The organism is Ulvibacterium sp. (assembly GCF_028285715.1).
Taxonomy (GTDB): Bacteria; Bacteroidota; Bacteroidia; order Flavobacteriales; family Flavobacteriaceae; genus Ulvibacterium.
Genome location: NZ_JANQOO010000021.1, coordinates 178,727 through 193,744, shown reverse-complemented (window position 1 = coordinate 193,744; position 15,018 = coordinate 178,727). Strand labels below are relative to the sequence as shown.

At 44.0% G+C, this 15,018-nt stretch carries 13 protein-coding genes; 11 read left to right on the top strand and 2 right to left on the bottom strand.

The features are described from left to right. Window positions 1-11 precede the first annotated feature (11 nt). The 7 genes from Q0993_RS14920 (at window position 12) to uxaC (ending at window position 7,161) form a co-directional block, all read left to right on the top strand. Window positions 12-1,532 (top strand): SusD/RagB family nutrient-binding outer membrane lipoprotein, encoded by a 1,521-nt coding sequence (locus Q0993_RS14920; RefSeq protein WP_299534429.1) that lies wholly within the window; start codon window positions 12-14, stop codon window positions 1,530-1,532. Between the two features lie 170 nt (window positions 1,533-1,702). Continuing rightward, window positions 1,703-2,638 carry an RraA family protein gene (locus Q0993_RS14915; RefSeq protein ID WP_299534427.1) on the top strand — a complete coding sequence of 312 codons (936 nt, stop codon included), beginning with the start codon at window positions 1,703-1,705 and terminating at the stop codon, window positions 2,636-2,638. Between the two features lie 28 nt (window positions 2,639-2,666). Continuing rightward, the gene (locus Q0993_RS14910) at window positions 2,667-3,302 is read left to right on the top strand and encodes a hypothetical protein (protein WP_299534425.1); all 636 of its coding nucleotides are present in this window, start codon (window positions 2,667-2,669) and stop codon (window positions 3,300-3,302) included. A 66-nt stretch (window positions 3,303-3,368) separates the two neighbouring features. Then, window positions 3,369-3,806, top strand: coding sequence for a nuclear transport factor 2 family protein (locus Q0993_RS14905; RefSeq protein ID WP_299534423.1), 438 nt, complete (start codon window positions 3,369-3,371; stop codon window positions 3,804-3,806). Window positions 3,807-3,968: 162 nt separating this feature from the next. After that, window positions 3,969-5,009 (top strand): sugar kinase, encoded by a 1,041-nt coding sequence (locus Q0993_RS14900; protein WP_299534421.1) that lies wholly within the window; start codon window positions 3,969-3,971, stop codon window positions 5,007-5,009. Between the two features lie 67 nt (window positions 5,010-5,076). After that, on the top strand, window positions 5,077-5,745 hold the full coding sequence (locus Q0993_RS14895) for a bifunctional 4-hydroxy-2-oxoglutarate aldolase/2-dehydro-3-deoxy-phosphogluconate aldolase (RefSeq protein WP_299534419.1): 669 nt from the start codon (window positions 5,077-5,079) through the stop codon (window positions 5,743-5,745). 6 nt (window positions 5,746-5,751) lie between these two features. Further along, a complete protein-coding gene (uxaC, locus tag Q0993_RS14890; protein WP_299534417.1) occupies window positions 5,752-7,161 on the top strand; it encodes a glucuronate isomerase in 1,410 nt (469 codons plus the stop codon). Window position 7,162: 1 nt separating this feature from the next. Here the strand turns inward: uxaC and uxuA are convergent, their stop codons facing one another. After that, window positions 7,163-8,374 (bottom strand): mannonate dehydratase, encoded by a 1,212-nt coding sequence (gene uxuA / locus Q0993_RS14885; RefSeq protein ID WP_299534414.1) that lies wholly within the window; start codon window positions 8,372-8,374, stop codon window positions 7,163-7,165. 41 nt (window positions 8,375-8,415) lie between these two features. Next, window positions 8,416-9,225, bottom strand: a complete 810-nt coding sequence (locus tag Q0993_RS14880) for an SDR family oxidoreductase (RefSeq protein WP_367279618.1) — start codon at window positions 9,223-9,225, stop codon at window positions 8,416-8,418. 123 nt (window positions 9,226-9,348) lie between these two features. Between Q0993_RS14880 and Q0993_RS14875 the strand changes: the two genes are divergently transcribed. The 4 genes from Q0993_RS14875 (at window position 9,349) to Q0993_RS14860 (ending at window position 15,014) form a co-directional block, all read left to right on the top strand. After that, window positions 9,349-10,179, top strand: coding sequence for a fumarylacetoacetate hydrolase family protein (locus Q0993_RS14875; protein ID WP_299534412.1), 831 nt, complete (start codon window positions 9,349-9,351; stop codon window positions 10,177-10,179). 88 nt (window positions 10,180-10,267) lie between these two features. Then, entirely contained in the window at window positions 10,268-12,079 is a 1,812-nt protein-coding gene (locus Q0993_RS14870; protein WP_299534410.1) for an arylsulfatase, read from the top strand. 5 nt (window positions 12,080-12,084) lie between these two features. Beyond that, window positions 12,085-13,578: a sulfatase-like hydrolase/transferase gene (locus Q0993_RS14865; RefSeq protein WP_299534408.1), complete on the top strand. Its 1,494-nt coding sequence runs from the start codon at window positions 12,085-12,087 to the stop codon at window positions 13,576-13,578. 107 nt (window positions 13,579-13,685) lie between these two features. Continuing rightward, window positions 13,686-15,014, top strand: a complete 1,329-nt coding sequence (locus Q0993_RS14860) for a Gfo/Idh/MocA family oxidoreductase (RefSeq protein WP_299534406.1) — start codon at window positions 13,686-13,688, stop codon at window positions 15,012-15,014. The last annotated feature ends 4 nt before the right edge of the window (window positions 15,015-15,018 follow it).

Sequence of the window (15,018 nt, the reverse complement as noted above, 5' to 3'; positions counted from 1 at the left end):
AGATGATGATAATGGACAATCTATATAAATACATATATGTTTTAATGCTACTCTGCGTTACACTTTCCTGTGAGGAGGATTTGGACGAACTGAACACCAATCTCGTGGATCCCACAAGCGTAGATGAAGTTTTTTTGTTGAACAATGCTATCATAGGAACCTCCTTCTCCAATGGCCAATTGATTTATGACATGGCCATTGTACAACAGATGGTTTCACCTAATTCCGGGGTGCTCACGGGTGGTAATTACAATCAGGATAACAGGAATTCCACGCAGCAGCACTGGAACATTTATTATCAAAATGTAATCAAGCATACGGGCGATATTTTGGCGCAATTGGCCGATCAACCGGATAAAAGCAATTTGTTACACATGACCACCCTTATCCAAGCGCATGCCTTTGCACTCTTGACGGATACCTACGGGGACATTCCATATTTTGAGGCAGGTGTAGGGATTTCCGAACAAATCGTATTTCCCAGATATGATGCCCAAGAAGCAATTTACCAAGATTTGATCAATGTAGTGAGCACATCTGCCGCGGCCTTAAACCCTTCGGGTGACACTTACCCAGGAGAAGTATTGTATGGTGGGGATATTGCCCAATGGAAAAAGATGGGTTACACTTTATTGTTGAGATTGGGAATGCGACTTACCGAAGTAGATCCTGCATTGGCACAACAAACGGTTACCGCCGCTGTTGCCGGGGGACTTATGGAATCCAACGATGATAATTATGTTATTCGGCACGATTTTAATTATGTTAATTCAGCGGGTAACACCCTTAATGGCAGTGAGGCGAACAATTTCTATTTGGTAGACTCCTTTGTGGATTACCTTTCCGATACGTCCGACCCTAGATTAGCCTCCATTGCGGTGCGCTATGTAGGCGCTGCATCCGGTCCCGAGCAGGTATCGGATATTGCCTCCAATGACCCTGCAGTTCAAATAGGGATGCCTATGGGCTTTGATAACGGTTCCATTGTACCGCAAGCCGAGGCCGATGGTTTGGCAAGCTTTTATGATTACAGTCAGGCAGACCGGACCCGAATTGCAAAAATAAATGGTCCCATGTTTATTATCACCTATGGCCAAACGCAGCTATTGCTTGCTGAGGCGGCTACTAGAGGTTGGGTTAGTGGTGCCGCAGCCGATTTTTATGAGGCTGGTGTACGGGCCCATATGGATCAAATGGCACTTCATGATGCCGGTATGGAAATCCCTACTTCGGATATCGACGCCTATTTAGTGGCAAACCCATTTGATGCCGGTAATGCTTTGGAACAAATCAATACACAGTATTGGGTGGCTTCCTTTTTAAATGGACCAGAGGCTTTTGCCAACTTCCGGAGATCAGGTTTTCCTGTTTTAACGCCAAATCCCTTTCCGGCACAGGACATTTCAGGTGATTTTATAAATAGGCATACCTATCCCAATGACGAAATAGCGGTAAACGGGGATAATTTGGCAGAGGCCGTAGCCCGTATGGGACCGGATAATTTGGACACCCAGGTTTGGTGGGATCAATAGAATGGGAATTATAAATTAAAATACTAGTTGTTAGAGTTAGTTTGGTTGTCGTTGACTCCTCCAAACCAGAAGTTTGGGGGAGTTCAACTTTTTTCATTTAATATCATATTTTTAGCTTATTTTCGAGGGGTACCTTAGGTACCTCTCCAACTTAAATACACACAGAAATCATGACAAACAAAAATCTTGTTTTTACCCTGCTACTTCTTTGTTCCTTCGCACTTGTGCGCCCACAAGGGGTAGCATCCACACCTGAATACATTAAAGAGTTGACTTCCAGTTGGACTGGCGAACGTTTTGATGATGGAAGACCCAAGGTCTCGGATGCCCTATTGAAGCGATTGAAAGGAATTCAAATGGAAGAGGCCTGGGGCTATTTAAGAGGCCATGGTTATCACAACCAATATGAAGGCAACTGGCAGATTATCCATCCGGATAGCATCATGACAGGTCGGGTGGTTACGGCCCAATATATGCCTTTACGTCCCGACTTCAAACAATTGATAAAAATTAAGGGGGCCAAAGAAAACCGCGATACGATCGGCGGTAGCAATTCTTGGCCCATCGAGATTTTGCAAGCTGGTGATGTTTATGTCGCAGACGGGTATGGACGTGTTATAGATGGTACCTTAATAGGATCTAATTTGGGAAATGCCATCTATGCCAATTCCCAGAATGGGGTAATCTTTGATGGTGGAGTGAGGGACCTAAAGGGACTTCGCGATATTGAAGGGTTCAATGGCTGGACCCGTGGTGATGACCCTTCTTTTATCAAAGAACAAATGTTGACTTCTATTAATGCCCCCATACGAATTGGCAGGGCCATCGTATTGCCCGGGGATGTTGTACTTGCCAATAGATATGGTACGATTTTTATTCCCTCGCATTTGGTGGCGAATTTGGTATTGGCATCCGAAGTGGTCAGTTTGCGCGATCAATTTGGCTTTCAACGTCTACGGGAAAAAACATATACCCCTGGTCAAATAGATACCAAATGGACCGATGCTATCAAGGCTGATTTTAAAAAGTGGCTCAAGGCGTATCCTGATAGCAAGCTTCCCATGACCCGAAAGGAATTGGACAATTACATGAATTCACAACGCTAAACTTTATGTTGACTTTTTTGCCAGAGCTATGGAGTTCCTTAAATCCCACTTTAACGCAGTAGTGAATTTCATGAAAGTGCCCAGTGTACTTTTCGCGGTATACCTTTTATTGTTCGGCACCGAGGTTGTTTTTGGTCAGCAAGAAGTTGTGCTTCAAGACCATAAACCCCTTCTGGGCGAGGTGCACTATGGCAATAGGGTCGGGGGTATTCAAGCTCAGGAAGGTACATCAGTGCAGGTAATCGCCTTTGAACCGGATGATGTGCTAAAAAGTATTCAGGTATTTCTAAGCGAGAATCCACCAGCCCCCGGTTTTGAGACCATAGCCGGTTTCCAATTTGAGATAGACCGCAAAGGAGAGGTCAAAACATTCTCATTTGGAAGTCTAAAGGGAGTGGCCCAACAGAAGTACATGGTCTCGGATAATCGAAAACTGGTTGGAATTAGCGGGGCTTCAGGTTGGCTTGTTGACAGTTTGGCCTTTATTTTTGATGATGGGAGCACAACCCCAAAATATGGTGGTATTAGAGGGGATCTAAATTTTAGGTTGGTGCTTAATAAAAAACCTACGGGCGAGTATCTCGGTCGTTTGATGGGGTTTTGGGGTTCTTCCATCCGCGGTCATTTGGAAACGATAGGACTTGTTTTTTGGCCCATTGAGTAAAGCTCCAGAAGATTAGTGAAATTACTTTGCATATTTAAAAACATACAATTTCAATTTTTTAATAAAATGAGAACATCTATTTTTTATCTGTCCTTCTTTTTGGCATTAGTCACTTTAAATTGCTCCAGAGGCCAAGACATAATCAACCAAGATGAGGTTGCAAGGGCCGTAGAAATACTAAATGAGGCCCTGGTTCATCCTGAAAAGGAAAAATTACAAAAGATTACTTCCAAAAATCTGACCTATGGACATTCTAGCGGAATTCTGGAAAATCAAAATGAATTTATACAAGCGCTTCTAAGTGGTCCCTTTGATTTTCTGTCCATAGACACCTCCCAGGATCAGATTACAATTTATGGTGATACGGCCATAGCGCGTCATATCATGACCGCCAAAGGGGCCAACAATGGGCAACCTGTGGATGTGAACATCGGAATTATGTTGGTTTTCAAAAAAAAAGACGGACGCTTGTTGTTGCTTGCCAGACAGGCTTATAAATTATGAATCCTGTCCCAGGTCTTAAATTTCAAAAGATAAAAACTGTTGGTTCCGCCTTTTAATTCTATTTTATGGGCCAGATAATACGTTCAGATTTTTTACAAATCGTAATTTTGATTTCTTGTTTAAATAGTCCATTTTTACTAGCGGTTAAAATCGATTGAATACATGAAGAAAGTAGTAACATTCGGCGAAATTATGCTTCGCTTATCGCCCCCCGGATTTTTAAGGTTTTCACAAACAACTAGCTTTGATGTCGTCTATGGCGGTGGAGAGTCTAACGTTGCTGTATCTCTTGCCAATTATGGCGTTCCGGTGGATTTTGTTACCCGTTTGCCAAAAAATGATATTGGGGAATGTGCCCTTATGGAAATGCGGAAAAGAGGAGTTGGAACGGATAAGATTATTTTTGGTGGCGACCGTCTGGGTATCTATTTCTTGGAGACCGGTGCAGTAAGTCGAGGCAGCAAAGTTGTCTATGATCGAGCACATTCGGCAATGGCCGAAATAGAGAAAGGTATGATAGATTGGGATGCTGTTTTTGAGGGAGTAGAATGGTTTCATTGGACAGGGATAACCCCGGCCATCTCCCAGGGTGCTGCCGACGTTTGCCTAGAAGCCGTTAAAGCCGCCAAAAAACATGGCGTAACAGTTTCGACAGACTTAAACTATCGCGCCAAGTTATGGAAATATGGCGTTGAACCTGAAGGAATTATGACAGAATTGACCTCTTATTGCGACATCATTTTGGGCAATGAGGAAGATGCCGAGAAACATTTTGGCATAAAACCGGAAGGATTGGATATTACCACTCAAGGCGAACATGTTAAGGCAGAGGCATTTCTATCCGTCTGTCAGCAGATGATGAAAAAATTTCCCAATGCCAAAAAGGTAATTACCACGTTGAGGGGATCTATTTCGGCTTCCCACAATACGTGGGCGGGAGTACTGTACGATGGAGAGACCATGTATAAATCACCCGAATATCAAATTACGCATATTGTAGATAGAGTAGGGGGTGGCGACTCCTTTATGGGTGGTTTGATTTACGGTCTGTTACAATATCCCGATGACGATCAGAATGCATTGAATTTTGCCGTGGCGGCATCCTGTCTAAAGCATACCATTAAGGGCGATGCCAATTTGGTTACCGTTGCCGAGGTGCAAAAATTGATGGGTGGGGATGCATCTGGAAGAGTAGCTAGATAATAAGTAATACCAAGGAATTTTTGAGTAGATTTATTTAATAGTTTTTGCCTAACCATTAACCGAAAAAATGGCACAACATACAAGAATAGAAGTAGCAGGTGTAATGCAAGGGACCGGAATGGTCCCCTTGTTTTACCATCCTGATGTGGAGTTGGGGAAACAGGTGCTCAAAGCATGTTATGAGGGTGGTGCCCGTTTGTTGGAATTTACAGCGAGGGGTGATTTTGCTTTTGAGGTTTTTTTGGAACTGAATAAATATGCCGTAAAGGAATTACCGGGAATGATCATGGGCGTGGGTTCCATAACCGATGCCGCGGCAGCGTCCCAATTTATGCAGATGGGAGCCAATTTTATTGTTACACCATCATTACGGGAAGATATTGCCTTGGTCTGTAATCGACGCAAAGTATTGTGGTCTCCCGGTTGTGGATCACTTACGGAAATAAATAGAGCCGAAGAAATGGGTTGCGAGATCATTAAGCTCTTTCCGGGCTCTACGTATGGTCCAGGTTTTGTAAAGGCAATCAAAGGCCCTCAACCTTGGACCAGCATCATGCCTACCGGAGGAGTAAGCACGGAAGAATCGAACCTCAAGGCTTGGTTCGATGCTGGAGTGACCTGTGTGGGTATGGGCTCCAAACTCATAAGCAAGGAAATATTGGCCACCAAGAATTTTGGGGAACTACAGAACAGTGTTCGCAAAACATTGGATTTGATTAAAAAGTTGAGAAGTTAATTGCATATGAAAACCTTTATTACCGATGATTTTTTGCTGAACAATGATTTTGCAAAGATTTTATATCACGACTATGCCAAAAAACTCCCGATACTGGATTACCACAATCACCTTCCTCCCCATGAAATTGCCCAAAACAGGGCTTTTGAAAACATAAGTCAGGTTTGGCTTGCGGGGGACCATTACAAATGGCGGGCCATGCGGACACTTGGAATCGACGAAAAATACATTACGGGCAGCGCATCGGACAAGGATAAGTTTTTAAAATGGGGTGAGACCACGCCATACACCGTCCGAAATCCGTTATACCACTGGACGCATTTGGAATTGGAACGCTATTTTGGCATAACGGAGCTATTGACCGCGGAGAGTGCCACATCCATCTATGAGCAGACCACTGCAATGCTTCAAGAACCGTCACATTACACCATACCTTTGTTGGAGCAACAAAATGTTGAGGTTGTCTGTACTACGGATGAACCCGTGGATTCCCTGGAGCATCATCAAAGTATTTTGGAACGAAATGTTACCAAGATTAAGGTATTTCCCGCATTCCGTCCGGATAAAACCTTTGCGGTTGAAGATGGAGCTGCTTTTTTGGCCTATCTGGAAAAGTTGGAAGACACTACAGGGAAACCGATAAGTTCCTATTCCGCTTTGTTGGATACCTTACGGGACCGGATCGATTACTTTCACGAAAATGGATGTCGGATTTCCGATCATGGACTGGAGCAAATGTATTTTTATCAAGAGGGTGTATATGATTGCGAAACACTCTTTTCTAAAGTAAAAGAAGGTAAATCGCTCACCGATGATGAAGTAAGATATTTTAAATGTCGCACCCTGTTGTTTCTTTGTCGTTCCTACCATAGAAAAGGCTGGACCCAACAATTTCACTTAGGGGCCATTCGCGATAACAACCAACGTTTGTTGACCCGGTTGGGACCGAATTCAGGTTTTGATTCCATTGGGGATTTTTCGCAGGCCAAGACCCTCAGGGAATTTTTAAACGATTTGGACAGTACGGACGAATTGGCCAAGACCGTGGCATACAATTTAAATCCCGCGGATAATGAAGTATTGGCGACCATGGTGGGCAATTTTAATGATGGATCAATGAAAGGGAAAATGCAATTCGGTTCCGGCTGGTGGTTTCTCGATCAAAAGGATGGCATGGAAAAGCAGATGAACGCTCTTTCCAATATGGGCCTTTTAAGCTGTTTTGTGGGCATGCTTACCGATTCCCGAAGTTTTCTTTCCTTCCCAAGACATGAATACTTCAGACGCATTTTATGCAACCTTATCGGTCAGGACGTTACCAATGGAGAGCTTCCCGCTGATGAAAAATGGTTGGGAAAAATTGTAACCGATATTTGCTATCAAAACGCGAAGGATTATTTCAACTTCCCCGATTAGACTAGTCCATCAACTCAGGAATTGATTTTTTGATTCCCATTTCAAGCCCGCGAAGTTCGGCCAATCCTCTCAGGCGCCCTATAGCTGAGTATCCCGGATTGGTTTTCTTGTGTAAATCGTCCAGCATTTGATGGCCATGATCGGGTCGCATCGGTATTTGAAAATCGCTCCTTCCGATCAATTTCCTTCTTTTTTCCTCAGTAAGTATGCTTTTGACCATACCATACATATCTACATTCCCTTCCAAATGGTTGGCTTCAAAGAAATTGCCGGTTTCGTCCCTTTGCGTACTTCGCAAATGCAGAAAATGGACGCGGTCTGCAAAACGCCCCATCATATGTACCAAATCGTTATCACCCCGTGCACCCAAAGAACCCGTACAGAATGTGATTCCGTTGTGCACAGATGGCACTTTCTCAAAAATATGGGCATAATCCGCTTCCGTACCCATAATTCTGGGCAGTCCTAAAATGGAAAACGGTGGGTCGTCCGGATGGATGCACATCAAAATTCCATGTTCCTCGGCAATCGGCACCACTTCCTGTAAAAAATATACCAAGTGATTTCGCATTTCTGTCTCACCGATATCACGATATGTATCCAAAATACCCTGAAACTTTTTAAGGTCATATCCTTTTTCGGGGACTGGATAACCCTCGGAGGAACCTGGCAGCCCCGCTATTATAGTCTTTACCAGTTCCCAGATATCCGTTTCCGACATTTTATCAAAATAGGTTTTGGCACGGTCGATCTGGGCATCGGTATAGGTTTTTTCCGCATTGGGTCGTTTTAACACAAACAAATCAAAGGCGGCAAGGGCGTCGTGCTCAAAGGCCAAGGCCTTTGAGTCGTCCGAAACGCGATAATCCAAGCTAGTACGGGTCCAGTCCAACACCGGCATAAAATTGTAACAAACAATCTTGATTTGGTTTTGCGCCAGATTCACCAAACTCTTTTTGTAGTTCTCTATGTGCAGTTTGTAATCGCCTGTTTGGGTCTTAATACTTTCATGAATGGGTAAGGACTCTACCACGGACCATACAAGCCCGGATTTCTCAATTTCCTTTTTTCGACCCACGATTTCTTCCATCGGCCAAACCTCTCCGTTGGGAATTTGGTGTAATGCGGTGACAATGCCCTGTACACCGGCCTGTTTGATATCCTGAAGGCTAACGGGATCGCTTGGCCCGTACCACCGCCATGTTTGTAACATATGTTATTTTATTGTTGGTTGATTGCTTTAACTTCCAAACCTTAAACCCCGCTAAAAGCGCTAAAACCGCCATCTATGGGCAAAACTACTCCAGTAATGAATCGTGCCGCATCGCTACATAAAAAATGCACGGCACCGTTCAATTCTTCGGCTTCTCCAAAACGTCCCATAGGAGTATTGCGGATAATCGCGTTTCCACGTTCTGTATAAGAGCCATCGGGATTGGTCAACAATGCTTTATTTTGGTTACCAATAAAAAATCCGGGTGCAATGGCATTGACACGAATTTTGTCACCAAATTTTGTTGCCATTTCAACGGCCAGCCATCGTGTAAAATTTTCCATGGCGGCTTTGGAGGCGGAATATCCGGCTACCCGCGTTATTACCCTGTCCACGGCCATAGAGGAATAGTTGATGATTACCCCTTCTTTCCGTTTCGCCATTATTTGCCCGAATATTAAGGATGGAAGCACCGTTCCGTTGAGGTTTAGGTCCGTCACCTTTTTGAAATCGCTCATGGACATGTCAAAAATGGTTTTATCCGGTGCAATGGTCGCCCCAGGAAGGTTACCCCCCGCAATATTCAGGAGTATGTCGATTCCTCCAAAATCTTTCAGTATTTCTTCCTTAACGGACTCTAGGGACGCTTCGGAAAGCACATCTACCTCATAACTCTGGGCTACTCCGCCATGGGTGCGAATTTCCTTCACAAGCGTCCATAGGGCTTCATTGTTTCTGGTCAATAAAGCCAGTTTTACACCGGCTCGGGCGAGGCTAGTGGCAATACTTCCCGCCAGGGCACCACTTGCACCAGTGATAACGGCCACTTTTTTTGCAATGTTGAACATCATGTTCCAATGGATTAGGCGCCCAAGATAAAACAATATGGCCTAAAAACTAAACAAAGACGTTGTTTGAAATGGAAGTATCCAAAAAACAATTAAATTTAGGGGGAATACTACAAATCAGTTTAGATGCAAATTTACAAGACGGAGAAGGGTGCCGTAATCAAAACAGAGGACTCATTTTATTTTAAGAAAACAGAAGATTGGGATGCCTTTATCAACCGAAAAAATCTTCACAAGGCTTTGTTGGAAGACCTCAAGAATTTTTCAATTGTGGATGGGGATGTTTTACAGAATACTATCACTCCAATGGGCTCACAGGAAATATGGGCTTCAGGGGTTACCTATATGCGAAGTAAGGAAGCGCGTATGGAGGAATCCAAAAAAGCCGGTGGAGGAACATTCTATGACCGGGTGTATGATGCGGATCGGCCAGAGCTATTTTTTAAGGCGACTCCCCAGCGCACTGTGGGGGACGGGGGCATGGTACGCATTCGAAAGGACTCAGGTTGGGATGTGCCGGAGCCGGAACTTACCCTCTTTATCTCTTCCGAGGGAACTATCGAAGGATATACCATAGGCAATGACATGAGTTCCCGGAGTATTGAGGGCGAAAACCCGCTATATCTTCCACAAGCCAAGACCTATGAAGGTTGCGCCGGCTTGGGACCTTGTCTTTATGTACCGAATAAACCTATACATTCAAACTCAAAAATAAAGCTTGAGATATTGCGCAAAGGTTCAACGGTGTTTTCTTCCGAAATCACAATTGATCAAATGAAACGAAAGCATTCGGAATTGGTCGATTTTCTTTTTCGGGAGTGTAGTTTTCCTAAGGGTTGTTTCCTGATGACCGGAACGGGCATTATTCCTCCTGATGAATTTACCTTATTGGTAGAGGACGAGATTCGGATTAGCATTGATCATATCGGAACCTTGGTCAATTTTGTGGGCCAATGACCCGATTGAAACCCGTGGGTTATTTCCCAATGTATTGACCTTTAAGATGGTCAGAGTTGGAACCTAAGCAATTAATACGTATAATTTCATGAAATATTTAGGCCTTACGGCAAGGTTTTTAGTTTTTTCTTTTTTAACAATTGCAACAGGATGTAAGGACAAGGTATCTGTGTCCGACCCCTTATCCAAAAACCCCAATGTCATACTCATTGTGACCGATGATCAGGGATATGGCGATTTAGGATATCATGGCAATCCCTATACAAAAACGCCACATTTAGATCGTTTTGCCTCCGAATCCCTGGAGTTGACCAATTTTCACGTAGGTACCACTTGTGCCCCCACCAGGGCAGGTGTTATGACAGGCCGTAACGCCAATCGCAATAACGCTTGGCATACCATAGCCGGATGCTCTATTTTATTGGAAACCGAAGAGACCATTGCAGAAGTTTTTACCGATAACGGATATGACACCGCTATGTTTGGAAAATGGCACTTAGGGGATAACTATCCCTTTCGACCACAGGACCGGGGATTTGCACATGCCATTTATCATGGCGGCGGCGGAGTGGGACAAACACCGGATTATTGGAACAATGATTATTTTGACGACACCTATTTCCGAAACGGGGTTCCCCAAAAATTTGAGGGGTATTGTACGGATGTATGGTTCAATGAAGCGATGGACTTTTTACGGGAACACGATGCCAAAAGTCCCTTCTTTCTATATTTGGCCCCGAATGCCGCCCATGGGCCTTTTAATGTCCCTGAAAAATACGCTAAAATGTATGAGGAGGCCAACTTAACCGAAAAACAAAAACGTTTTTACGGCATGGTTTCCAATATCGATGATAATTTTGGAAAATTGGTCACATATCTTAAGGAAGAGAAACTCTTCGACAATACCATTTTAATTTTTACCACCGACAATGGGACCGCCTTGGGCATATCCAGAACGAGCGATGACAAAATACTGGGTTTTAATGCCGGCCTTAGGGGAATTAAGGGAAGCAATTATGATGGAGGGCATAAAGTGCCTTTTTTTATGGGCTGGCCCAACGGGAACATTCTTAAGGGAACAACCTCCAATGAGTTGGTATCGCATGTAGATTTACTACCGACACTGACCGATTTGGCCAATATTCCCTACACCCCTAAAAATCCATTGGACGGCACTAGTATGGCAAAAATCCTGTCTGGTGAGGAGCAGTCCAAGGACCGGATGCTAGTTGTGGATACCCAGCGCAACCAATGGCCTCTAAAAGGGAGGTATCCTTGTGTCATGTCTACCGAATGGCGTTTGGTCAATGGAGTGGAGCTATATAATATCTTGGATGATCCCGGTCAACAAACCGATGTTGCCGAACAGTATCCCAATGTAGTTTCCAAAATGCAGGCGTTCTATGACGTTTGGTGGTCAACAGTGGAACCGGATATTAAATATGCCGAAATTCCCTTGGGCAATTCTGACGCAAACCCAGTGTTGATGACCATTCACGATATGCATACCACTGACGGACTTCCCTGGAACCAAGTTCAGATTCGCAAGGGCGAACTTTCCCCAAACGGATTCTATAATGTAAAAGTAGTGGATGATGGTGATTACCAATTTCAATTGTATCGTTATCCATCGGAGTCTGATTTGTCATTGAATGCTGCCGCAAAAGAAATTCCTGGAACACCCTATAGGGATGGATTGCCAGAGGGAAAAAAAATATATCCGTCCAAGGCAATAGTAGAGTTAGGGGATTTGGTTTTGACGGCCGATGTGGATGAGGATAGCCCCTTTGTCATCGTAAAGGGAAAATTGAAAAAAGGAAGCTATAAACTGAAAAGTAATTTTACCGATGCCCAGGGTGTTATGATTCCATCGTACTACACCCAAATTGAAAAACTGTAATGCCCATGAAAAAACTGCTGAGCTTAGTTCTGTGTGCTCTGATATTTGCTTGTAAAACCGAACAAAAAGGAGAATCCCCTCAACCCAATATTATTTTCATCTTTGCTGATGATATGACATATTCCGCTCTGCATGCCTGGGGCAATGACGAGGTGGAAACTCCAAATTTGGACCGCTTGGTGAAGAATGGCACCAGTTTTACGCATGCCTTCAATATGGGTGGATGGAACGGAGCCATTTGCGTGGCGTCCCGATCCATGATTATTTCAGGGCGAAGTATTTGGGATGCCCAAAAAATGGCAACAAGTTGGTCCCAAGGTAGGGAAATGAAAAAGACATGGGGACGATTGATGCAAAGGTCTGGTTACGAAACCTATATGACCGGAAAATGGCACGTGAAGGCGCCGGCCGACAGTGTTTTTCAGAATGTGGTACATGTCCGTCCCGGAATGCCACGTGATTCCTGGAGCCACCAGGGTACCATTCCTTTCATAAACGAAATGCTCAACAATGGAAGTTCCGAATCGGAAATTCGGTCAGTGGGCTATAACAGACCTTTAAACGAAAACGATACGCTATGGTCTCCTGTCGATAAAAAATACGGAGGTTTTTGGCAAGGTGGGAAACACTGGAGCGAAGTGCTCAAGGAGGATGCGTTGGATTTCTTAAATAAAGCTGGTAGGAGCGAAAAGCCTTTTTTCATGTATCTCGCTTTCAATGCGCCCCATGATCCCAGACAGGCTCCCCAAGAATATTTGGATAAATACCCACTCGAGAATATCAGTGTGCCCAAAAGCTTTTTACCTGAATACCCCTTCAAGGACAGTATAGGCAATGGTCCCGATCTTCGGGATGAGGCTTTGGCTCCTTTTCCCCGAACGGAATATGCCGTTAAAAAGCACATCCAGGAATATTATGCCCTTATTACCCATTTGGACGACCAAATCGGACAAATTTTGGAAGGATTGGAAGCCACAGGAAAAGCGGATAAAACCTATATCATCTTTACGGCAGATCATGGGTTATCCGTTGGACGGCATGGTCTTTTGGGCAAGCAATCCCAATTTGATCATAGCGTCCGGACTCCTTTTATCATTGTAGGACCTGATATTCCCAAGCGTAAAAAGGTTGAGGCCGATATCTATTTACAGGATGCCATGGCCACAAGCTTGGATTTGGCAGGAATTAAAAAACCACAATATGTTTTTTTTAATAGTGTACTGCCTTTGCTTCACGATGAAAAAGAAATCCAGTATCCATCTATCTATGGTAGCTACGTAGATACCCAAAGGATGATTCGCAAAGATGGCTTTAAGCTAATGGTCTACCCCAAGCTGAACAAGGTGTTGCTTTTCGATTTACGGAACGATCCCGAGGAGATGCACGACATAGCTGAAGAAGAAAAAAACAAGGAGAAAGTCGATGAGTTATTTCAAGAGTTGTTGAAATTGCAGAAAGAGATGAAGGACACCTTGGACCTATCCCATATTAGGGCGTAACGCCTATTTTATCAACAGGTTTAAAGCAAATTCTTTTCTGGTTTTTATGGTATGATTTTTTACAAATACGTATCTTTAATCAAAACAAACAACCGATACGATTACCCATGCAAAAATCAAATTCTCCCTCAAAGAAAAGTCAAAAATCCGACTACCAAATTTCCCGTAGAAGTTTTATCTCCAGAACCGCTTTAGCCGCTGGAGCTGTCAGTATTGTTCCACGTCATGTACTAGGAAGAGGTTTTGTTGCCCCCAGTGATAGAATAAATCTGGGCTTTATAGGTTTAGGGAAACAGACCATAGGTTTGGCCCGTGTTTTTTTGGAAAACACAAAAGATGCGCAAATAGTTGCCGGTTCTGATGTCTGGACCACTAAAAATGATTGGTTCAAGGGTTATGTGGAACAGATGTATGCCGAGAAAAGACAGCAGACGGGCTATAAAGGAGTGAGAACTACCGGATATTATAAGGAAATTCTGGATAGGAAGGATATAGATGCGGTTATTATTGCCACTCCGGATCATTGGCATGCCATCCAGGCAATCGACGCCATGAACGCAGGAAAGGATATTTTTTGTGAAAAACCGATGACCCAGCGTATCAAAGAAGGAATTGATATGGTGGAAACGGCCAAGAGCACCGGAAGAGTTGTACAGGTCGGAAGTATGCAACGTTCTTGGGAAAAATTCAGGAGGGCTTGTGAACTGGTCAGGAACGGTTACGTGGGTGAAATCTCAAAGGTCTTGGTGAATGTTGGTGATCCGGCTATTCCCTTTAACATGAAAGCCGAACCTACGCCTAAAGAGGTAGATTGGAATGCGTGGTGTGGTCCGGCACCGTTGTTGCCCTACAATCACAGACTATCCCCACCCACTAGTGATCCTTTCTTTCCGGATTGGCGTAAATTCGAGGAAACCGGTGGCGGTATATTGACGGATTGGGGGGCTCATATGTTCGATATTGCCCAGTGGGCTTTAGGTATGGACCATACCGGTCCGGTACGTTATATTCCGCCTAAGGACCGTTCTGCCGTTCGAGGAATGCGTATGTTCTATGAAAATGGGGTCGAAATGGTTCATGAGGATTTTGAAAAAGGATGGGGCGTTCGCTTTATAGGAAGTGAAGGAACCCTAGACGTAAGCAGAAGCTATTTGGAGACCGATCCTGGCTCTATTCTTACGGCTGAACTTAAGGATTCCGATACCCGACTTTACAATTCCAATGACAATCACTATCAAGATTGGCTGGATGCCATTAAAAATCGTACTCAACCTATCTGCGACGTTGAGACCGGCCACCGTTCGGCGACCATAGGTAATATTTGTAATATTGCATATGATATAGGTCGTACCATGGAATGGGATCCTGTGGAGCAACATTTTAAGGGTGATGCGGAGGCAAATGCCTTGATGCATCGTGCAAACAGGGATTTTTAATCTG

What these genes read in the sequence shown, in the direction of transcription:
- Q0993_RS14865 (WP_299534408.1), top strand. Translation starts at nt 12,085, where the DNA reads ATGAAAAAACTGCTGAGCTTAGTTCTGTGTGCTCTGATATTTGCTTGT.
- Q0993_RS14860 (WP_299534406.1), top strand. Translation starts at nt 13,686, where the DNA reads ATGCAAAAATCAAATTCTCCCTCAAAGAAAAGTCAAAAATCCGACTAC.
- Q0993_RS14905 (WP_299534423.1), top strand. Translation starts at nt 3,369, where the DNA reads ATGAGAACATCTATTTTTTATCTGTCCTTCTTTTTGGCATTAGTCACT.
- Q0993_RS14920 (WP_299534429.1), top strand. Translation starts at nt 12, where the DNA reads ATGGACAATCTATATAAATACATATATGTTTTAATGCTACTCTGCGTT.
- Q0993_RS14895 (WP_299534419.1), top strand. Translation starts at nt 5,077, where the DNA reads ATGGCACAACATACAAGAATAGAAGTAGCAGGTGTAATGCAAGGGACC.
- uxaC (WP_299534417.1), top strand. Translation starts at nt 5,752, where the DNA reads ATGAAAACCTTTATTACCGATGATTTTTTGCTGAACAATGATTTTGCA.
- Q0993_RS14910 (WP_299534425.1), top strand. Translation starts at nt 2,667, where the DNA reads ATGGAGTTCCTTAAATCCCACTTTAACGCAGTAGTGAATTTCATGAAA.
- Q0993_RS14900 (WP_299534421.1), top strand. Translation starts at nt 3,969, where the DNA reads ATGAAGAAAGTAGTAACATTCGGCGAAATTATGCTTCGCTTATCGCCC.
- Q0993_RS14880 (WP_367279618.1), bottom strand. Translation starts at nt 9,225, where the DNA reads ATGATGTTCAACATTGCAAAAAAAGTGGCCGTTATCACTGGTGCAAGT.
- Q0993_RS14870 (WP_299534410.1), top strand. Translation starts at nt 10,268, where the DNA reads ATGAAATATTTAGGCCTTACGGCAAGGTTTTTAGTTTTTTCTTTTTTA.
- Q0993_RS14915 (WP_299534427.1), top strand. Translation starts at nt 1,703, where the DNA reads ATGACAAACAAAAATCTTGTTTTTACCCTGCTACTTCTTTGTTCCTTC.
- Q0993_RS14875 (WP_299534412.1), top strand. Translation starts at nt 9,349, where the DNA reads ATGCAAATTTACAAGACGGAGAAGGGTGCCGTAATCAAAACAGAGGAC.
- uxuA (WP_299534414.1), bottom strand. Translation starts at nt 8,374, where the DNA reads ATGTTACAAACATGGCGGTGGTACGGGCCAAGCGATCCCGTTAGCCTT.